General features: G+C 50.3%; 20 protein-coding genes. All 20 read left to right on the top strand.

What is annotated here, in order from left to right; genetic code table 11:
- The 20 genes from hemL to HII30_RS05900 all read left to right on the top strand — a co-directional run bounded on the left by hemL (position 1) and on the right by HII30_RS05900 (position 20,783).
- Positions 1–1,296 (top strand): glutamate-1-semialdehyde 2,1-aminomutase, encoded by a 1,296-nt coding sequence (gene hemL, locus HII30_RS05805; RefSeq protein WP_169504037.1) that lies wholly within the window; start codon positions 1–3, stop codon positions 1,294–1,296.
- A complete protein-coding gene (locus HII30_RS05810) occupies positions 1,293–2,207 on the top strand; it encodes an RluA family pseudouridine synthase (protein WP_169504038.1) in 915 nt (304 codons plus the stop codon). Before hemL ends, HII30_RS05810 begins: the two co-directional genes overlap by 4 nt.
- A gap of 179 nt (positions 2,208–2,386) precedes the next feature.
- On the top strand, positions 2,387–3,625 hold the full coding sequence (locus HII30_RS05815) for a LysM peptidoglycan-binding domain-containing protein (RefSeq protein WP_169504039.1): 1,239 nt from the start codon (positions 2,387–2,389) through the stop codon (positions 3,623–3,625).
- Positions 3,626–4,179: 554 nt separating this feature from the next.
- The gene (locus HII30_RS05820; RefSeq protein WP_169504118.1) at positions 4,180–6,846 is read left to right on the top strand and encodes a valine--tRNA ligase; all 2,667 of its coding nucleotides are present in this window, start codon (positions 4,180–4,182) and stop codon (positions 6,844–6,846) included.
- Positions 6,847–6,850: 4 nt separating this feature from the next.
- Complete coding sequence (locus HII30_RS05825) at positions 6,851–8,227, top strand: bifunctional folylpolyglutamate synthase/dihydrofolate synthase (protein WP_246246125.1); 1,377 nt, start codon at positions 6,851–6,853, stop codon at positions 8,225–8,227.
- A 6-nt stretch (positions 8,228–8,233) separates the two neighbouring features.
- On the top strand, positions 8,234–9,604 hold the full coding sequence (gene murC, locus HII30_RS05830; RefSeq protein ID WP_169504041.1) for a UDP-N-acetylmuramate--L-alanine ligase: 1,371 nt from the start codon (positions 8,234–8,236) through the stop codon (positions 9,602–9,604).
- Between the two features lie 160 nt (positions 9,605–9,764).
- Complete coding sequence (locus tag HII30_RS21915; protein ID WP_169504042.1) at positions 9,765–10,868, top strand: SPOR domain-containing protein; 1,104 nt, start codon at positions 9,765–9,767, stop codon at positions 10,866–10,868.
- Between the two features lie 138 nt (positions 10,869–11,006).
- Positions 11,007–11,249, top strand: a complete 243-nt coding sequence (locus HII30_RS05840) for a DUF4321 domain-containing protein (protein ID WP_169504043.1) — start codon at positions 11,007–11,009, stop codon at positions 11,247–11,249.
- A gap of 17 nt (positions 11,250–11,266) precedes the next feature.
- Positions 11,267–11,881 (top strand): Maf family nucleotide pyrophosphatase, encoded by a 615-nt coding sequence (locus tag HII30_RS05845; protein WP_169504044.1) that lies wholly within the window; start codon positions 11,267–11,269, stop codon positions 11,879–11,881.
- A gap of 60 nt (positions 11,882–11,941) precedes the next feature.
- Positions 11,942–12,631: a RadC family protein gene (gene radC, locus HII30_RS05850; protein WP_169504045.1), complete on the top strand. Its 690-nt coding sequence runs from the start codon at positions 11,942–11,944 to the stop codon at positions 12,629–12,631.
- 39 nt (positions 12,632–12,670) lie between these two features.
- Positions 12,671–13,705 carry a rod shape-determining protein gene (locus HII30_RS05855; RefSeq protein ID WP_169504046.1) on the top strand — a complete coding sequence of 345 codons (1,035 nt, stop codon included), beginning with the start codon at positions 12,671–12,673 and terminating at the stop codon, positions 13,703–13,705.
- A gap of 102 nt (positions 13,706–13,807) precedes the next feature.
- The gene (gene mreC, locus HII30_RS05860; protein WP_169504047.1) at positions 13,808–14,635 is read left to right on the top strand and encodes a rod shape-determining protein MreC; all 828 of its coding nucleotides are present in this window, start codon (positions 13,808–13,810) and stop codon (positions 14,633–14,635) included.
- Positions 14,632–15,159 carry a rod shape-determining protein MreD gene (mreD, locus tag HII30_RS05865; protein WP_169504048.1) on the top strand — a complete coding sequence of 176 codons (528 nt, stop codon included), beginning with the start codon at positions 14,632–14,634 and terminating at the stop codon, positions 15,157–15,159. The genes mreC and mreD overlap by 4 nt, the downstream gene beginning before the upstream one ends.
- Before the next feature lie 84 nt (positions 15,160–15,243).
- Positions 15,244–15,906: a septum site-determining protein MinC gene (minC, locus tag HII30_RS05870; RefSeq protein ID WP_169504049.1), complete on the top strand. Its 663-nt coding sequence runs from the start codon at positions 15,244–15,246 to the stop codon at positions 15,904–15,906.
- 3 nt (positions 15,907–15,909) lie between these two features.
- The gene (gene minD / locus HII30_RS05875) at positions 15,910–16,704 is read left to right on the top strand and encodes a septum site-determining protein MinD (RefSeq protein ID WP_169504050.1); all 795 of its coding nucleotides are present in this window, start codon (positions 15,910–15,912) and stop codon (positions 16,702–16,704) included.
- Between the two features lie 192 nt (positions 16,705–16,896).
- Complete coding sequence (locus tag HII30_RS05880; protein WP_169504051.1) at positions 16,897–17,781, top strand: M23 family metallopeptidase; 885 nt, start codon at positions 16,897–16,899, stop codon at positions 17,779–17,781.
- Entirely contained in the window at positions 17,778–18,641 is an 864-nt protein-coding gene (locus HII30_RS05885) for a M50 family metallopeptidase (protein WP_169504052.1), read from the top strand. Before HII30_RS05880 ends, HII30_RS05885 begins: the two co-directional genes overlap by 4 nt.
- Before the next feature lie 64 nt (positions 18,642–18,705).
- Positions 18,706–19,932, top strand: coding sequence for an Rne/Rng family ribonuclease (locus tag HII30_RS05890; RefSeq protein WP_169504053.1), 1,227 nt, complete (start codon positions 18,706–18,708; stop codon positions 19,930–19,932).
- Positions 19,933–20,113: 181 nt separating this feature from the next.
- Positions 20,114–20,425 carry a 50S ribosomal protein L21 gene (gene rplU / locus HII30_RS05895; protein ID WP_169504054.1) on the top strand — a complete coding sequence of 104 codons (312 nt, stop codon included), beginning with the start codon at positions 20,114–20,116 and terminating at the stop codon, positions 20,423–20,425.
- A 13-nt stretch (positions 20,426–20,438) separates the two neighbouring features.
- Positions 20,439–20,783: a ribosomal-processing cysteine protease Prp gene (locus HII30_RS05900; protein ID WP_169504055.1), complete on the top strand. Its 345-nt coding sequence runs from the start codon at positions 20,439–20,441 to the stop codon at positions 20,781–20,783.
- Positions 20,784–20,789: the final 6 nt, after the last annotated feature.

Here is a 20,789-nt window from a genome sequence, read left to right on the forward strand (position 1 = left end):
ATGAGCCAAAACTTACGAAAAGAAGAAGCTTCACGTGCGGCCTTTGAGGAAGCAAAACAGGTTATCCCGGGCGGAGTTAACAGTCCGGTACGGGCCTTCAAGTCCGTTGGGCTGACGCCGATCTACATGGACCGGGGAGAAGGCAGTCGTGTATTTGATATTGACGGGAATTCCTTCATGGATTATGTAGGATCCTGGGGACCGCTGATTATGGGACATGCCCATCCCGACGTTGTAAACGCGCTTCGCGAAACGGCGGTAAAAGGAACGAGCTTTGGCGCTCCGACGCTGCTGGAGACGGATATGGCCAAGCTGGTATGCCAGCGGGTTCCGTCCATTGAGGTGGTGCGGATGGTCAATTCCGGCACAGAGGCGACCATGAGTGCGATCCGGCTGGCCAGAGGTTATACAGGCCGGAGCAAGATCATTAAGTTCGAAGGTTCGTATCATGGACATGCGGACAGCTTGTTAATCAAGGCCGGGTCCGGCATAGCGACCTTGGGTCTGCCTGACAGTCCGGGCGTACCGGAAGCTGTTGCAAGTAATACAATTGCAGTCCCTTATAACGATCTGGAGTCCATCCAGCTGGCTTTTGAACGGTTTGGTGAAGAGATTGCAGCCATTATTGTGGAACCGGTAGCCGGAAATATGGGGGTTGTGCCTCCACATGAGGGCTTTTTGGAAGGACTGCGCAAGGTTACTTCCGATTACGGCAGCCTGTTGATTTTCGACGAAGTGATGACAGGCTTCCGCGTGGATCTACACTGTGCCCAAGGCCGGTACGGCGTGACTCCTGATTTGACTTGTCTTGGCAAAGTGATCGGCGGCGGTCTGCCTGTCGGTGCCTACGGCGGAAGACGTGATATTATGGATCAAGTCGCCCCATCCGGTCCTATTTATCAAGCCGGTACCCTCAGCGGCAACCCGCTGGCAATGGCAGCAGGGTATACGACACTGAAGCTGCTGACCCCTGAGGTCTATGCCCAGCTGGAAGAGCGCGGCGCCCAGCTCGAACAAGGGTTTGCGAAGAATGCACGGGAGTTTGGTATACCGCTGTCCATTAATCGGGTTGGTTCCATGGTCTGTCCATTCTTTACCGATCAGCAGGTTGTAAACTTTGACACGGCAAAAACCAGTGACCTGGATCTGTTCCGCCGTTATTTTGCCGCTATGGTTCAGGAAGGGATCAGCGTTCCGCCTTCTCAATTCGAGGGAATGTTTATCTCAGCCGCACATACGGCAGCAGATATCGATGAGACAATTGAAGCCAATTACCGCGCGCTGAAAAGCCTGTGAGTTATCAGGGCAACTGGACCCGGCGGGGAGAATGGCTGGAGCTGATGCCGGGAAAGGCGCTTTTATCGCTGCCTGACCGGGATGAGGCTGTATACCAATGGCTGGTGGATTCGCTCGGAATGCCTGAAAAGTATGTTCGGAAGCTCAGGCATCATAAAGCGGTGCAATGGAAGGCAGACCGGCTTCGCCTCGGTATTTTTCCTTCGGTGGAAGCTGGAATTGAACCCCGGTGGAGTGACCTGGAAGTGCTGTACGAGGATGATTTTTGTCTTGTAGTGAATAAGCCTCCAGGAATGGCGGTTCATCCCGATGACCATAGTAATGAGCTTACGCTGAATCATGCGGTGGCAGCCTATTATGAATCTACCGGTGTCCAGTCAGCGGTGCGTCATGTTCACAGGCTGGATAAAGATACAACCGGGCCTGTGCTGTACGCCAAGAATGAATATGCCCAGTTGAAACTGGACGAGGCAATGCGGCATAAACAGATTGTACGTATATACGCGGCGATTGTTCAGGGACGTGTCGCCCGTAATTTAAAGGTGATCGATCTGCCGATTGGCAGGGACCGGCATCATGGTCAGCGGCGCAGAGTTTCACTGAGCGGCCAGCATGCTGTGACGCGAATACTCTCGATGGAAGTGTACAAAGAGGCTAGCCTGCTGTACCTGAGCCTGGAGACCGGCCGTACCCATCAGATCCGGGTTCATTTAAGTCATTTGGGTCATGCCATTCTGGGAGATTCTCTCTACGGCGGCTATGCCGTCGCTTTTCAGCAGCAGGCCCTGCATGGCGCCCGATTGGTTTTCCGCCATCCGCTCACCGGTGAGGAAATCAACGTTGAAGCGCCTTGGCCGCAGGATCTGCTGGAGTTGAAAGAGAAAGTGCAGAGCAAGCCGCTTCTGACATAGGACCGCCACGGCGGTCTTTTTTTGTTGTCACCTGATTGAATCAACAGAGAAGCTTCCACCTTCTATTCAAAAATGGCATGCCCGATCATTTTCGGCATATAGATAGGTTGAGTGACCATAACGGGCTCATGCCGCGGGAACTGCCGCGGATAGTATATGCCAAAAAGGAGGACGTTCCCGTGTTCGACCAGTCCTACGGATTGCGGTTTGATATTTACGAGCGCATCATTTTAGCGGAAGATCTGCCGGGAATTGAAGAGCTGGAAGAGGCTGAGCTTATTCCGCACATCAAGGTGATTCATCAGGGGGAGCAGGCGGCGCTGCGTGGCCATCTGCTGTTAGCAGGACTGTATAAAGGCGACACCATAGATCAGGAATCCGAGCCGCTGGAGCACTGGATTCCTGTGGAGATTACAGTTCCTATGAACCGGGTCACAGCACTCGAGGATATTGCTGTAGAGATTGAGAATTTTGATGTGGATCTGCTGTCCAGACGCAGCTTAAACATTACCGGTGTGTTGTCGTTGAAAGGCATACAGGCTGGAGCTCAGGGATATGCAGGCCAAGAGATGTGGAAAGATGAGGAATTTACGGTCGTTCATGCTCCTGCAGACGTATTGTCAGAGTCTGCATCGGAAACCCGCATTGAGGATGCAGAACAACAGCCTGAGGAGCTCATGGATGTTAATGTCTCGGCTGACGATGATGAGTTTAAAGCGGCTCCAGCCTTCATCGAGAACGGTGCGGATTACATTCGAGACTTTCATGAGCCCCAAGACCGGATCGAGATGACAGAGCCGGAGCATGCTCCGGACTTTTCCAAACCAAGTGTCTGGAACTTTGAACGGGGAGAAGAGACTGCACAGGGCTGGCAGAGGGCTTCGGATTTCGATGAAATTAGGGAAGAGCAGGAAAAGACAACGGATGCTGTCCATGCTGAAGTTCAAGAGGAATTGCTGACAGAACAAGCGCTGTTGGGTGAGGATGAGGAAGAGTCTGTGGAGACGGCAGCAACAGAGCATTCGGAGTTGACGGAGGCTGCTGCGAAACCGGGGCTAAAGGTAGCTTTTTCAACCAAAAACAGCACGGCAGATCAACCTTCGGGAGTCGGATTTTCCTCCTTGCTCCATTCCAGCCGGTCCATCCAGGAAGTGGAGTCAAGCGCGGCTCCGGAGGAGGAGGCTGCTCCGCATGAACTGGAGACTCAGGCTGCAGACGATGTGCAGTGGAAGTCTTTGTTTTTAGGAAGCCGGCAGGAGGATACTCCGTTCCGGAAAGTACGGTTATGTATCGTGCAGCGGGAAGAGACACTCGAAGTGATTGCGGAAAGGTATCAATTGAGTCCGCGGGAACTGCTGCTGTACAATCGCTTATCTGAACAGGGGGTAGAGGAAGGACAGATTCTGTATATTCCCTGAAGATTGATCACGCGGCATTCATAAGGTTATGATGTGAAGCTGTTCTATGGCAGGTGATCTGCTGAGGACAGCTTCTTTCTGCTTGAAACATTGACTATAAAGCATAAAAAAGGTTATAGTGTTTCTAGTTAATACAGAATACATGACAACTATCAACGAGGAACGGGAAGAGTAGGAAGACATGGCCTAAAGAGAGTGGAATTGCAGCGCTGAGAGATTCCACAGGAACCAGCTTACCCAAAGTCGCCCGTGAGTTGCTTGCTTGAGCTTATTTCTCCAGATGTCGACGGAGTAAGTTAGAGTATGCCGGCCGCGGCCGTTATCCGTGCAGAGTGTCGCGATAGCCATGATCCGTAAAACCAGCATGCAGGCATTTTTCACTGCCTTTTGATGATCATCTATTGCGAAACAAAGGTGGTACCGCGAGAGAACCGAAGTCTTTCGTCCTTTGAGGGCGAAGGGCTTTTTTTATTGCCGATGATGCGCTGATTACCTAATAACGGCTAAAACTCATTGGCTTGGAAATGCTTACTAAGTAACGGAGGTAAGAGATGATGGAACCTAAAGAAACGACGAATACGTCACAAATGCCAACTACGTATGATCCAAAATCTGCAGAACAGAAATGGTACAGCTACTGGAAAGATGGTGGCTTTTTCAATGCAGGGAAGCGACCTGACGCGGAGCCATACACGATTGTAATTCCCCCGCCTAACGTCACCGGCATGCTGCACATCGGTCACACCCTTGACTTCACGCTTCAGGATATTCTAATTCGAGTAAAGCGCATGCAGGGCTATGATGCATTGTGGCTCCCTGGATCTGACCATGCGGGGATTGCGACACAGACCAAGGTAGAGCAGAAGCTGCGCGAGCAGGGAGTGACACGTTATGATCTCGGGCGCGAGAAGTTTCTGGAGAAGGTATGGGAGTGGAAGGACCAGTATGCCAATACAATCCGGGAACAATGGGCCAAAATGGGGCTGTCTCTCGACTATTCCAGAGAACGGTTTACGCTCGACGAAGGGTTGTCCAAGGCTGTACGCGAAGTGTTCGTCAAGTTGTATGACAAAGGACTGATTTACCGCGGCAAACGGATCATTAACTGGGATCCTGCAGCTCGTACCGCATTGTCTGATATTGAAGTGGAGTATAAAGAGGTTAACGGGCATTTGTACCATCTCAAGTATCCGTTGAAAGACGGAAGCGGCAGTATCACAGTAGCTACAACCCGCCCGGAAACGATGCTTGGCGATACCGCGGTTGCCGTACACCCGGAAGATGAGCGCTACAAGGACATGATCGGCAAAACCCTGGTACTTCCGGTTGTGAATCGTGAAATTCCGGTTATAGCTGACGAATATGTAGAGAAAGATTTCGGCAGTGGTGCGGTTAAAATCACACCAGCGCATGACCCGAACGATTTTGAAATGGGACTGCGTCATGATCTTCCTCAGATCACCGTCATGGATGAATCAGGAACGATGAACAGTTATGCCGGTAAGTATGAAGGACTGGACCGCAGTGAATGCCGGAAACAGATTGTCAGTGACCTGAAAGAATCCGGTGTGCTGATTACGATCGAAGATCATGTCCATCAAGTAGGCCACAGCGAACGCAGCGGTGCTGTAGTAGAACCTTATTTGTCTACACAGTGGTTTGTTAAAATGAAGCCTTTGGCAGATGCTGCCATCGACGCACAGAAATCTGGAGACGGCGTCAACTTTGTCCCGGACCGGTTTGAGAAAACATACCTGCACTGGATTGAAAACGTACGCGACTGGTGTATTTCACGGCAGCTGTGGTGGGGTCACCGCATTCCAGCCTGGTACTGTGAATCGTGCGGAGAAATCCATGTGTCCCAGCAGGACATTACAGCCTGTGCGAAGTGCGGAAACGAGCAGCTCAAACAGGATGAAGACGTTCTGGATACCTGGTTCAGCTCTGCATTGTGGCCGTTCTCGACACTGGGATGGCCGGAAGACAGCGACGATTTCAAAAGGTTTTACCCGACGAATGTGCTGGTCACCGGCTATGACATCATTTATTTCTGGGTGGCCCGCATGATCTTCACGGCACTGGAGTTTACAGGCGAAAAGCCGTTTCAAGATGTGCTTATGCACGGACTCGTGCGTGATGCGGACGGCAAGAAAATGTCCAAATCGCTCGGAAATGGTGTCGATCCGCTGGATGTTATCGAGCAGTACGGTACCGACGCTATGCGCTACATGATCTCTACGGGCAGCACGCCAGGGCAGGATCTACGTTTCCGCTGGGAGAAAGTGGAGCAGGCCCGCAACTTTGCCAATAAAATCTGGAACGCATCGCGGTTTGCTTTAATGAACCTGGAAGGCGTGAAATACAGCGATATCGACATCAGCGGGGATCTTGGGACGGCTGATCGTTGGATCCTGCACCGCCTGAACGAAACTTCCCTCGACATCACGCGTCTAATTGATGGCTATGAATTTGGAGAGACCGGTCGTCTGCTTTACAATTTCATCTGGGATGACCTGTGTGACTGGTATATCGAATTCGCGAAACTCTCTCTTTATGGTGAAGATGAAGCCGCCAAGAAGAACACGCAGTCTGTCTTGGTCTACGTTCTGGACCGCACCATGCGCCTGATCCATCCGTTTATGCCTTTCATATCCGAAGAGATCTGGCAGCATCTGCCGCATGAAGGGGAAACCGTTATGCTGGCATCCTGGCCGGAATATGATGCCGCTTTGGAGAATGCCGATGCTGTAGCTGAAATGGAAATGCTGATGGATGTAATCCGGGCTGTGCGTAACATTCGTGCCGAGGTGAATGTGCCGATGAGCAAGAAGATCGAGCTTATGCTCAAACCTTCTGACGAGCAGGTTCAAGGTATTGTCCAGCGCAATGAGATCTACATTCAGCGTTTCTGTAATACATCTCAATATGAAGCGGGACTGGATCTGCAGACCCCGGACAAAGCTATGACAGCCATTGTAACAGGCGCGGAGCTGTATCTTCCACTGGCAGGACTGATTGATATTGATCAGGAGATCACACGTTTGGAAAAAGAACTTCAGCATTTGAACAGCGAAGTGGAGCGTGTTGATAAGAAGCTGAGTAATCAGGGCTTTGTGGCCAAAGCTCCGGCGAAAGTGATTGAGGAAGAAAAAGCGAAACAGGCCGATTACAGCGACAAGCGTGATAAAGTCATTGCCCGCATCGCTGAGCTGAGAGGCTGATATGATGAGTAACATGACAGGGTCCAGCCAAACGGCACCTCTAATCCATTATTCGGAAGCTGTAGATTGGATTAACGGTCTGATTCCATTTGGAATCAGACCGGGACTTGAGCGGATCCAGCAGCTGCTGGATCGTCTTGGCAACCCGCACCGGCGCCTGAAATTCATCCATGTAGCGGGGACGAATGGAAAAGGCTCTACCTGTGCGTTTTTGACCGAGGTTTTGCTGCAGAGCGGTTATGAGGTTGGTACATTTACTTCACCATACATTACGAAATTTACCAACCGGTTTCAGTTCAAGGGTGAAGACATTGAAGAGGAAGTGCTGCTCAAGCTTGCTAATCAGCTGTATCCGCTGGTACAGGAAATAGCAGGCAGCGAGCTGGGATCTCCAACAATGTTTGAGGTGTCTACTGCGCTTGCCGTGTTGTTCTTTGCCCATGAAGCTGTAGCCGATGTGGTGGTTTGGGAAACGGGTCTTGGAGGCAGAATGGATGTAACGAACATTGTGAATCCGATCATTTCCATTATTACGAATGTCGGCATGGATCACACGGATATTCTGGGAGATACGATTCAGGAAATCGCCGCCGAGAAAGCCGGCATTATCAAGCCTGCGGTGCCTGTGGTGACAGCCGTGTCCCAGCCGGAAGCGCTGGACATTATCCGTCATACGGCAGCGTCCAAACGCTCTACCCTGTATGAGATGGGAGATCAGTTCCGTTATGAACACCTGTCCGGCGACGAGAACAGTCAAACCTTTCGATTTGCCGGGCCGTTCCGGGAACTGGACATTGAAATCGGCATGCAGGGGGAACATCAATGCGCGAATGCAGCATGTGCTATGATGGCAGTGGAGGTTCTTCGCCATTACTTGGCGTTCATTATTGAACCTGAGGCACTGCTGAAAGGATTTAAGAACACAAGGTGGGCTGGGCGATTGGAACAGGTGAGCTCTTCGCCGAGGCTGATCCTCGACGGAGCGCATAATCCTGAAGGTGCAGAATCGCTCGCTAACAGCCTGACAAGAACGTATACGTACCGGAAGCTGAACTTGATGATGGGAATGCTGGCAAATAAGCATCATGATGACTACCTCAAGCATATACTGCCTATAGTGGATACGCTGATCATTACCGAGCCGGACTTTCGGAGAAAAATGGACGCCAATGCCTTAGCGGATATAGCGGAACGGTTAAGGGAGCCCTACGCCAAACAGTCACTTCAAATCATCTATGAACCAGACTGGAAAAAAGCACTTGAAATATTGAAGTCACGGACGGAAGCGGAGGATCTTGGGGTCGTATCAGGCACGTTATATCTGATTGCCGATGTGCGTTCAGACCTCCTTGGCCTTTCCGATGCTGAAAAAGGTTGGTGAAAATTGTTGAATACATCCGAACATGTTCATTTTATAGGAATTGGCGGCTACGGTATGAGCGCCATAGCACGTGTGATGCTGGAAATGGGATACAAGGTTACGGGTTCTGATGTAGCCTCCCAGGAACTGACAGAGAAACTTGCGGCCAAAGGCGCACATATATATTTAGGCCATACGGCGGAACAGATTAAGGGAGCGGACCTGGTCGTATATTCCACAGCACTTTCCAAAGACAACGTAGAACGCGTGGCGGCAGAAGCACAGAATATTCCTGTTCTTCATCGTGCCCAAATGCTTGCCAGGCTGCTCAATGAACGCAAGGGAATTGCTGTTGCGGGTGCTCATGGCAAAACCACAACATCATCCATGATCGCACTGGTGCTGGAGGAGTGCGGGGTCGACCCGACCTTCATCATCGGAGGTGAAATTATGAATGTCGGAACGAACGCCAAAGCAGGACAGGGAGATTATGTGGTGGCAGAGGCGGACGAGAGTGATGGTTCATTTCTGCAGTATCACCCTTGGCTCGGCGTTGTTCTCAACATTGAGGCCGATCATTTGGAGAACTATGATGGAGACTTTAACGCGCTTAAAGCGGCCTATGTGCAGTTTCTGAGCCAGATCCGTGCGGATGGACTGGCGGTAGTGTGTGCCGATGATGAAAATATCCAGGCCATTCTACCGGAACTGAACAATCAGGTGACCACATACGGTATTCATCAGGATGCCGAATATTCGGCCCGTGATCTCATACTGGGTGACCGTCAGGTTTCGTTCACCATGGTCCACCGGAATGAAGTGATGGGCACTGTAAATCTTTCGGTTCCTGGCAAACATAATGTGTATAACGCGATGGCAACGGTTATTGCCTGTATGAAAGCAGGCGTTCCATTTGAGGACATCACGAAAGCGATCTTCAAATTTAACGGTGCGAAACGCCGTTTCCAGGTGCTTGGTGAAACCAATGATATTCTGGTTATTGATGACTATGCGCATCATCCGACAGAGATTGAAGTGACGATCAGCGCTGCAAAGGCAACGGGAAAACGTATTGTGGCTGTTTTTCAGCCGCAGCGTTATTCCCGGACCTTCTTTCTGCTGGATGCGTTCAGCAGGGCATTCAGCGAAGCGGATGAGGTCATAATTACCGACATCTATGCCCCCGCTGGAGAAAAGCAGATCGAAGGCATCAGTTCTGCCAAACTGGTTGATTTGATCATCCAGAACAGCAACGCAGGTGCCAGATATTTGCCGACCAAGGAAGATGTGCTCAAGGATCTGAAAGAGCGTGTTGCACCAGGGGATCTTGTGCTGACGATGGGTGCAGGAGATATCTGGAAAGTCGGAGCCGCCCTGGCAGAAGCCATCAAGTCATAAATGGCTGAAACTGCATACAGCTTGCTGCTTACGCAGTGATCATTCAAATAGCCGTACCCCCTGATGACGGAGGTACGGCTATTTTGTGTTTTGCCTACTCAGGGCATAACTTGTTCAGCTTTTTCATAGGTATGGGTAGTACAAAGAGGAGATCAGTGAGGTGAACTGGACCATGAACAAAGCACGGATGACCATTCGTCTGCACAATGAACCGCCAATACAGGAACCGATACATGAGCTGACGCAAGAGGCGGTGCAGGAGCTGGAGCGGGAAGTGATGAAAGAACTGCCGCTGGAAGTGATCCCCCTGCATATTCGAGATGAAGTATACCGTGAACCACGGAACAGTGATTTCGTGATGGAGCATGATAACAGCATAAGCCTGTATGATGGGGAGCCGCAGGGCGGCTATTACCGGTCGAGAAGTCCTGGTACACCATTTTGGAAGCTGGCAGGATCAATCACAGCAGCCGTGCTGACAGGGCTGTTGTTCGGTTCTGTCGTCATTCGGATGTTTGGAGGAGATGAGAGCCCTGTCACGATCCCTCAAACAGGAACGCCAAGCAGAATTCTGGAGAAAGCTTCGTTAGGAGCGGCAGAGGGACAAGGAGATCTTTCTGTACCAGTGGAGGCAGGCGTTACAGCGGTCGTAAACATTCCGGAGAAGACATTCTATATGCTGCAGTACGGTGTGTTCAGCACAGGGGAAGGGGCCAGTCAGGCAGAGGCGGAGCTGGAGCAGGCCGGTTTGGCGGCATTTGGTGATTTAGCCGGGGAACATCGGGTATATGCCGGCGTATCTCCGGACAGGGAGCAAGCCAAGCTGCTCAGCAGTCAGCTTAAGGGCGAGGGGATCGAATTATATGTGAGAGAAGTCCTCTTTCCCGGTGCGCAGTCTGCTGTTTTTGCAAATGAGGCTGTCGCGCTGGATCTTTTTTTTGAAACAGGAGGAAGTCTGGCTGCTGAGCTCAGTACCTTGTCAGCCTCAATGCTGGGTAAGAACACGGGTGAAACTGTAGATCCTGAAATGATGAAAAAGATGACAGATTTGCACCTGCAGTGGACAGAAGCGCTCAAACTGCTGAACAGCGGCCTGGGCCCTCAGTCGGAAGAGGAACTCAAACATATGGAGCAAAGCATGAACAGTGCGGTTACCGCGCTTGCGGAATATAACAAAAACCGATCCAAAGGGCATTTGTGGGAAGTGCAGTCAGGGATGATGAACTATATCATGGGTCAAAAGAATCTGATTCAAAGCCTGTGATCTCTTGAATACCCTGTAAGGCCTTTTTACAGCAGGTGGAGCTGGAAATACTTCCCCCTGCTGTATTTGTGTTTGTATTGCTTACCGATACGCCTTATAATAATGTAGGTGTCAAAAAATGGCGAGGGAAGATGAGTGATGAAGAAAAACGCAGGAGTGCTTTTTTTGTTCATACTGCTGGGATGGCTGACCGGGACATGGATTGCCAAAGTGCTGCTTCCCGTCAAAGCTCTATCTTTTTTAACTGCCTCGACAATGATCAGGTGGTCGCCAGAGGCACAACTGGATATCATTAACTATGACATTAACATTGAAATCAAACTAAGCCTGCTCGGCTTGACAGGCATGATTACAGCGGTCTGGCTGTATCGCAGGCTCTAAATTAAGGAGAAATCCCTGTGACTGAGAAGGTAACGCGCCACATTGTGCTGGCCTCGACTTCACCGCGGCGGCAGGAATTGATACGAATGCTGGGCATACCGTTTGAAGTGATGCCAAGCGGGGCGGACGAAGATACGCCGGCAGATTGGAAGCCCGGCAGGGTTGTAGAGACTTTGGCGCTTCGAAAAGCGGAAGCTGTCCGCGATGAGCTGGGTCATAACACCAAGGGCTCGGTAATTGTGGGCAGCGATACGGTCGTTGTTCTTGACGGGGACATTCTGGGCAAGCCCCGGAATAAACAAGAAGCCGTCACCATGCTGAACCGGCTTCAAGGACAGAAACATCAGGTGTACACTGGTGTCGCCTGTATAGATACGGAGTCGGGAACAAGCGATATCCGGCACCGGGTTACTTCCGTTTGGATGAAGCCGCTGAACAAGGATGAGATTCAGCATTATGTCGCAACAGGTGAGCCTATGGATAAAGCGGGAGCTTACGGAATCCAGGGTCTTGGAGCCGTGATGGTGGAAGGCATTGAAGGCGACTATTTCAATGTTGTCGGCCTCCCGCTCTCCCTGCTTGCGGATATGCTGTCAGTTTTGGGAATTCGTGTCCTGGGACCGAGTCAGTAGCGGGAATAATTATCGTGACGTAACAAGTGATGGATGATATTGAGGAAAGTAGGGGAAACGATGGAATCGCAAGCATTTATGCTGCGCGATATCCCCCATGATGAACGACCTAGAGAGCGCATGATGTCTTATGGGGCGAGCGCTTTAAGCCACGCCGAGCTGCTGGCGATTATTTTGCGGACAGGCACCCGCCAGGAATCTGCGGTGCATGTGGCACAGCGGATTCTGAAGCAGGCGGGAAGCATTCGCCAGCTGTCTGATTTAAGCATCAGTGAGTTGACACAGATCAAGGGAATTGGTACTGCCAAGGCCGTCCAGTTGAAGGCAGGTATAGAGCTGGGCCGCCGGATGGCGGGAGCGAGACACGGTGAACCGGTCGTCATCCGCAGTCCCCATGATGCGGCGGAGCTGCTGAGCGAGCAGCTCCGTTATCTTCAGAAAGAGCATTTCGTATGTCTATTTTTAAACACAAAGAATCATGTCATTGCCCAAGAGACGCTTTCAATGGGAAGCTTGAACGCTGCGATTGTGCATCCCCGCGAGGTGTTTAGAGCTGCAATCAAATGCAGCAGTGCATCCCTGATATGTGCTCATAACCACCCTAGTGGAGATCCTACACCGAGTCCGGAAGACATTTCGCTGACCAATCGTTTGGTGGAAGCAGGCAGCATTATCGGTATTGATGTACTGGATCACGTGATCATCGGAGACGGACAGTTTGTCAGTTTGAAGGAACGGGGCTTGATGTAATATAATAGTTCAGATTGAGGAAGAAAGGGAGATTACAGCATGTTTGGTGGTTTCACGAAAGATTTGGGAATAGACTTGGGGACGGCGAATACACTCGTTTACGTCCGGGGAAAAGGCATCGTTGTCAGAGAGCCTTCCGTTGTTGCACTACGTACAGATACTAAAAGTATTGAGGCAGTGGGTGAATCTGCCAAAAAAATGATTGGACGCACACCCGGTAACATCCGTGCGATCCGTCCGATGAAGGACGGCGTTATTGCCGATTTTGATACTACAGCAACGATGATTAAATATTTTATTCGCCAAGCGCAGAAGCAGCGCTCGATATTCCCGCGCCATCCGAACGTCATGGTATGCGTTCCCTCCGGTATTACGGCAGTGGAGCAGCGTGCAGTGGAAGATGCAACAAAGCAGGCAGGAGCCCGCGAGGCTTACACGATCGAGGAGCCTTTTGCAGCGGCTATTGGAGCTGATCTTCCTGTATGGGAGCCGACCGGCAGCATGGTTGTCGATATTGGTGGAGGTACCACGGAAGTCGCTGTCATTTCTCTGGGCGGTATTGTTACAAGCCGTTCTGTCCGTGTTGCTGGTGATGAAATGGATGATTCTATCATCTCGTATATTAAACGCCAGTATAATCTGATGATCGGTGAGCGTACAGCCGAGCAGCTCAAGATGGAAGTTGGCTCTGCTATGCCGCTTGAGACGGTGGAAACGATGGAAATTCGCGGACGTGATCTGGTAACAGGACTGCCGAAGACAATATCCATCACTTCAGACGAGATCAGTGAGGCACTGGCCGATACGATCAATGCGATTGTAGAAGCAGTCAAGGTAACGCTGGAGAAATGTCCTCCGGAACTGGCTGCGGATATCATGGACCGCGGCATCGTGCTGACCGGCGGTGGAGCTCTCCTCCGCAATCTGGACAAGCTGCTCGCTGAAGAAACCGGAATGCCGGTCATTGTAGCGGAGAACCCGCTGGACTGTGTAGCGATTGGCACGGGTAAAGCGCTCGATAATATTCACCTGTTCAAGACCCGCAGCAGCTCTGCCATTCGTTCCAAACGCTAGGCTGGAATTCGAGGTGCTGATCTGATAGACGGGATCGATAACAGTAACGTTAGAGGGTGTTAAGAACTGTTTAAGCTGCTAGGCAACAAACGTCTGTTTATTATGCTGATCGGACTTGTCACGTTTATAGCACTCATGGGATTTACACTTGGACCTCGGGTGGGGCTGACCTGGCCTGAGAAGTTCGTAAGGGATTCGGTAGGCTTTGTGCAAGGCGTATTCTACAAGCCCGCTTCTTACATAGCGGGCTTCTTTGAAGATGTGCGCAGCATGAAAGAAGTCTATGCGGAGAATGAGCGCCTGAAGAAGGCGGTCGCCCAATATGCCAGAGAGAGTGCAGAGTATCACAGTATCAAAACCGAGAACGAGACCTATATGAATCTTTTAAAATTTACAGAGGCTCAAAAAGGCAAATATGATTATGATTTCCGTCCAGCCAATGTACTCAGCGTGAATCAGGATCCGAACAACCACACACTGGTGATCGATTTGGGCTCCAAGGACGGCGTACGGGCCAATATGTCGGTCACTTCTGTAGAAGGTATGGTGGGCGTGATCAGCCAGGTCGGTAACTTCACCTCAACGGTGAAGCTGCTGACGACGCTGGATCCACAGGATGCCAAGCGCCAGCAGATTGCTGCGACCGTATCAAACAAGGATACGTTTGGCATCATTGAAAGCTATGACAAACAAACAAAAATGCTCAAAATGACCCGGATTCCTGAAGATGACCCTGTCAAAGACGGCGATCTTATCGTATCATCCGGCAGCGGCGGCGTAATTCCGCGCGGCATGATCATTGGTAAGGTGGATAAGGTCGAGGATGGCGAATTCGGCTTGACCCGAACGGCTACGATCGATCCTGCTGCCAGCTTCCAGGAATGGAAGACGCTGCTTGTGGTGTTTACGCCAGAGGAGCCGCAGGAATGAAACGCCAGCATGTTATGATTCTGCTGCTGTTTGTTTTGTTTATCCTGCAGGGGACCATTGGGTTTTGGCTGACCCCGCCGTCGCTCCAAGGCAAGGTCTCGCCGAATCTGCTGTTTGTGGCGATCCTGTTTGCAACGATCTATTATCACCGTCATACCGGTTTGGTGCTGGGTTTGATTTTTGGCCTGCTGCATGATGTGGTATATTATGGTGAAATGATCGGTACATACTCTTTTGCCATGGGGGTCTCGGCCTATATTATCGGCCTGATTTTCAAAACACCAAGAGCTCCGCTGCCTGTGATGATGACTGCTGTCATTTTGGGAAGTCTTCTATTTGACAGTATGCTATTTGGTGTATACAAGCTGTTCAGAATTAACCCGGACTCCTACAATTGGGCTTTGCTGAATCAAATGCTGCCCGATCTTCTGATTCATTTTGCGTTTGCCCTGCTCATTTATGTGCCTGTTCGCAAACAGCTGGACTTGATTGCGAAAGATCCCAGAAGAAGCAAGGCTTCCTAATAACGCAGATCCGACATTTTAACTAGACCAGCAGGAACTAAAGGGTCTGACCGCGAAATGTATTTAGATGGGAGGGACAGGCATATGGCTGTAAAATCCAATCATGTGACGATTAAGGGCATCAAAGATGGCCTGGTATTCCTGCTTGATGATCAATGTGATTTCGAGGAGCTGCTCACTGAGCTTCGATACAAGCTTGAACACAGTCACCAGAATATACTGACCGGGCCTATTATTCATGTCGATGTGAAGCTGGGCACACGCAGTATTAATGATGACGAGAAGCAGACCATTCTTGATATATTAAAGAAAAAAGGCAATCTTCTTATCCGCACCGTAGAGTCGCCGCCGATTGGACCGGAGGCAGAGCCTTTGACTGGACCTGTGGTCATGACAGGAATGGTTCGGTCTGGACAGGTTTTGCACCATGAGGGGGATTTATTGTTTATGGGGGATGTCAATCCCGGTGGGACGATCACGGCTACCGGGGATATTTATATATTGGGGGCCCTGCGGGGAACGGCACATGCTGGTGTGGAAGGCAACGAGGAAGCCATTATTGCGGCATCGTATCTTGCGCCCACACAGCTTCGGATCTCGGAACTGATCAGCAGACCGCCGGATGAGTGGGAAACCCGCGAGACTGTGATGGAATATGCTTATTTGCAGGATGGTGTCATGAAGATTGACAAAATCAGCAACATCGCTCGTTTGGGCCGGGATTTTAATGTGTTTAAAGGGGTGTAGAACATGGGAGAGGCAATTGTCGTAACATCAGGCAAAGGCGGAGTCGGCAAAACGACGACCTCGGCAAACATTGGAACGGCCCTGGCGCTTTTGGGCAAAAAGGTTTGTCTGGTGGACACGGATATCGGACTGCGGAATCTGGATGTCGTGATGGGTTTGGAAAACCGGATCATTTATGATCTCTGCGACGTAGCGGAGGGACGATGCCGTCTGAATCAGGCATTGATCAAGGACAAGCGCTTTGATGAGCTGTACATGCTGCCTGCTGCCCAGACCAAGGATAAGAATGCCGTTTCACCGGAGCAGGTGAAGGATATTGTCCTGGAACTGAAAAAGGAATACGAATATGTCATTATCGATTGTCCTGCCGGTATTGAACAGGGCTTCAAGAATGCAATTGCCGGAGCAGATAAGGCAATTGTGGTCACTACCCCCGAGAATGCAGCTGTACGCGACGCAGACCGGATTATCGGGCTGTTGGAGAACTCTGAAGTGGAATCACCGAAGCTTGTGGTGAACCGGATCCGGCCCAATATGGTGAAATCGGGAGACATGCTGGAGATTGAGGATATTCTCCAGGTGCTTAACATTGATTTGATTGGTATCGTACCGGATGATGAGATGGTCATCAAGGCGGCCAACAGCGGTGAGCCTACGGTGATGAATCCTAATTCCCAGGCAGCCATTGCTTACCGGAACATCGCCAGACGAATTTTGGGTGATACGGTTCCCCTGATGCAGATTCATCAGAAAAAAGGGATGTTTACACGTTTCAAGAAATTTTTCGGCATGGGTTAGGCATCATTATAATTATAGAGTTTCGCCGGTGAGGGAATGCCTCACCGGTTTTTTGTATTTTCCAACTCCCGTTTCAAGCAGCTTCATCCAGATAGGGGTTCTCTCATATGTCCTTTCCTCGATGGCTTGTTCTAAACCTCTTTTCACGTTTCATAAGATAGAGTAAAACAAGCCCCAAGGGGGAGAGTTTGAATGGATATTCGATCTTCGGTAAGACATAGAAGGCAGGCACGGATCAAGGAGTTATTGGATGACAAAAACCGCGAAGAAGTTTCGGAATTATCATGGCCTGAGACTGTTCCAGGCAGCAATAAAGGGCCTGCACACCAGCCGGCTGCTGCTGCCTTGCCAGAATCTCAAATGAAACCGCCCGAGGAACGGGATCCTGAAATATTATGGAAACAGGGATATAGAAGCTGGTATGACAGTCCGACAGATCACCCTAAACCGCCTAAAACGTCATTCATAGGAAGCATGCTGAAGCGCTGTTTGGTCAGCGGTATATTGTTTGGTGCCGTCTGGGGGGTGTTTAAGTTGGAGGAACCATGGGCATTTCGTGTCCAGATGTTCGTCCTTGATGGACTAAGCCGGGAGATGGATTTTCAAGCGGCACAGGTCTGGTATGAGGATCATTTTGGCGGAGCACCGTCATTCATTCCGATTTTCGGACAAGACAACCCGGAGTCGACCAAGGTCAATGGTGGAATCTCATTGATTCCTCCATTAAACGGAAGCATGGTGCAGCCGTTTGCTGTGGATATGAATGGCGTGAAACTCGTTCCCGCCGAGGGTTCTTTATACGCCAGGGAAGTGAAAAGCGTGGATTCCGGTCGTGTGCTCCAGGTGAGTACATTAAGCGACGGTACGCTGGCTGTTCAAATCCAGCATACCAACGGAAAGACTGCGCTCTACAGCGGATTGGGGGAAACGTCTCTTAAAGTGAGCAGCTGGGTACAGGGAGGGGAAGTGGTAGGAATACTGCCATCGGTCTCAGGATCTGAGCAGCAGCCGGTACTGTACTTTATGCTGAAAGAAGGAGACCGCCCCATGGACCCGGCAGAAGTGATCTCGTTTTGATTACCATCAGGGGGACGGTATTATCGCTGCACCCTCTCTTTGTCATCATTATGCTGGCTTCCGTGGTCACCGGCAATTTCCTGGAGCTGCTGACCTTGTTTACCATTGTATTTATTCATGAATTAGGACACGCGGGCGCTGCGGCGGCCATGGGATTCAAGGTTCGGTCGATCCAGATGCTTCCGTTCGGGGGCGTCGCTGTCATTGAAGACAATGGTCGAATGAATGCATACCGGGAAATGGTGATCGCTCTGGCTGGTCCGCTTCAAAATGCCGTTATGATTGGAGCCGGCATGCTCTGTCAAAGTATGGGGTGGGGAGATGCCCAGTTTCTGGGTTATATTATACAAAGCAATATTATCATCGCATTATTCAATCTTCTTCCGATTCTCCCGCTGGACGGAGGGAAGCTGCTTCAGGCAGCTATCAGTTTGTTTGCGCCATATCATTCCACGCTCATTTGGACTTCGAGGGCAGGTCTAGCCTGCAGTGTGATCATGCTGGTTTATGCTCTGCTGCCTTTGATACATGGGAAGGGCGTGCAGCTAAACCTGATCCTGATCGGATTATTTCTCGTTTACTCCAATTTCGAAGACTACCGGAATATTCCGTATCGCTTTTTGAGATTTTTGGTGAATCGTAACCGGAGTTATGAGGACCAGGAGCAGGAATCCGGAGCAGCTCAGCCAATCGTTGCGGATTCATCGAAACCTTTGGATGACATTTTGCGTTTATTCAAAAGAGAGAAATATCATCTGATCTATGTCATGAGCCGAAGCGGAGGTCTGTTGGCGGTTTTGCCGGAACAGCAGGTGATCGCTTCCTATTTTTCAACCAAAAATCCTCCGCTCAAGAGATAGTCTGCTGCAGTGTGGTGTATGATAGGGTGATATAAACAGCAGTCTTCTATAAAGAGGTGAAGCCATGAAGCAAATGATCATTCACAGTGAGCCTGAAATTCTCCAGCTTGCCCTTATGGAAGACGGCATACTCGTTGAATATGCATCAGAACGAAGCCCTGAGCAGAGCGTAGCCGGCAGTTTTTACAAGGGCCGGATTGTTAATGTTGTTCCGGGAATGCAGGCAGCATTTGTCGATATTGGATTGCGCAAAAATGCTTTTTTATATGTGGATGATATACTGCACCCTCATTTGGAGAAGCAGCCGAAGAATAAGCCCCCCATCTCTGAGCTCCTCTCTACAGGACAGGAGATGGTCGTTCAAGTCGTCAAAGAATCCAGAGGTGGCAAGGGTGCGCGGGTAACGACTCATTATTCTCTGCCGGGCCGATTTATGGTGTATATGCCGGAGTCCGGTTATGTGGCGGTATCGAAGAAAATTTCCCGGGAAGCAGAAAGAACCCGTCTTAAGGTGCTCGGAGAGTCTTTGAAACAGGGTAATGAGGGAATCATCATGCGTACTGTAACAGAAAACGAGACATCGGAAGCGATTAGAGGCGATCTAGAGTGGCTGCGCAAGTTGTGGAACCGAATTGGTGAACAAGCCCGCAAACATCAGGCTCCCTCTCTGCTTCATAGAGAGTCGGGGATTGTACAGCGGTTCATCCGGGATGCATTTGATCCGGGACGTGACGAGCTGGTGGTGGACCGGGCTTCAGAGGCGCAAGCCATAAACGATTATCTGGAGATGCTTGTTCCAGGCAGCAGGCCATGTGCAAGGATATATGGAAGCAGTGAGCCGATTTTTCAGGCATTTGGTGTAAAAGAACAGCTGAAAGCCGCATTTTCAAGGCAGGTGGCATTGCCTGACGGGGGGACCATCGTGCTGGATCAGACGGAAGCCCTAACTGTCATTGATGTAAACACGGCAAAATATACCGGAGGCAGCAATCTGGAGGAAACCGTAACCCGGACTAATATAAGTGCCGCCAGAGAAATTGCCAGGCTGCTGCGTCTGAGAGACATTGGCGGTATCATCATCGTAGATTTTATTGATATGATCGAAGAAAACAGCCGTGCTCAGGTGCTCCAGGCGATGGAAGAAGGAATAAGCAAAGACCGGACAAAATGTGTCGTTCTCGGCTGGACCAAGCTGGGATTGCTGGAGATGACGCGAAAACAGGCGAGGGAAAGCCTGGCCGACCCTTTTCAAAGAACATGCAGGACATGCGGCGGCACTGGAATCCTTTAGCGTGATTTAGAAGGATAATTGTTGACCATGGGATTCATTTATGTTAAGATCATCAGGTATGTGTCCAGCGAAGATTTGCTGCACATGCTGTAACCGCTCCGGTCAGGTCGACAAGGACGGTCAATGATATTGATCGGACACCTGAATCAGGCGAGTCTGAGACATGAGGAGGTGCAAGCAAATGTACGCTATTATCGAAACTGGTGGTAAACAATACAAAGTCCAAGAGGGCGATGTGCTGTTCATCGAGAAACTGACTGCAGGTGACGGCGAAAGCGTGACTTTCGACCGTGTACTGGCCGTATCCAATGGGGATGGTCTGGTAGCGGGTACACCGGTTGTATCCGGAGCATCCGTAACTGCAAAGGTAGAGAAGCACGGTAAAGGTCGCAAGATCGTTGTATACAAATACAAGCCGAAGAAGAACTACCATAAGAAGCAAGGTCATCGTCAACCTTACACTAAAGTAACGATCGAGAAAATCCAGGCGTAAGAAGGTGCGGTAATTGATTACTGTACAGGTTCATCGCAAGGAGAATGGAAACATTCATGGCTTTGAAGTCAAGGGACATGCAGGTTATGCTGATCCTGGGCAAGATATCGTGTGTGCGGGAGTATCCAGTGTGACTGTAGGTACAGTGAACTCCATTGAAGCACTAACGGATACGGTCATGGATGCTGAGATGAAAGGTGGATTTCTAAGTGCGGTGCTGCCGCATAACATGAATGAAGCAGTATCAGATCAGGTCCAGCTGCTTCTCGAATCTATGGTGCTGATGTTGCAAGGAATTGCAGATTCATACCGTGAGTATATTCAAATACAAGAAAGTATCATTAAAAGAAGGAGGTAGGCTGAT

This window comes from Paenibacillus lemnae, assembly GCF_012933385.1.
Classification (GTDB): Bacteria; Bacillota; Bacilli; order Paenibacillales; family Paenibacillaceae; genus Paenibacillus_AQ; species Paenibacillus_AQ lemnae.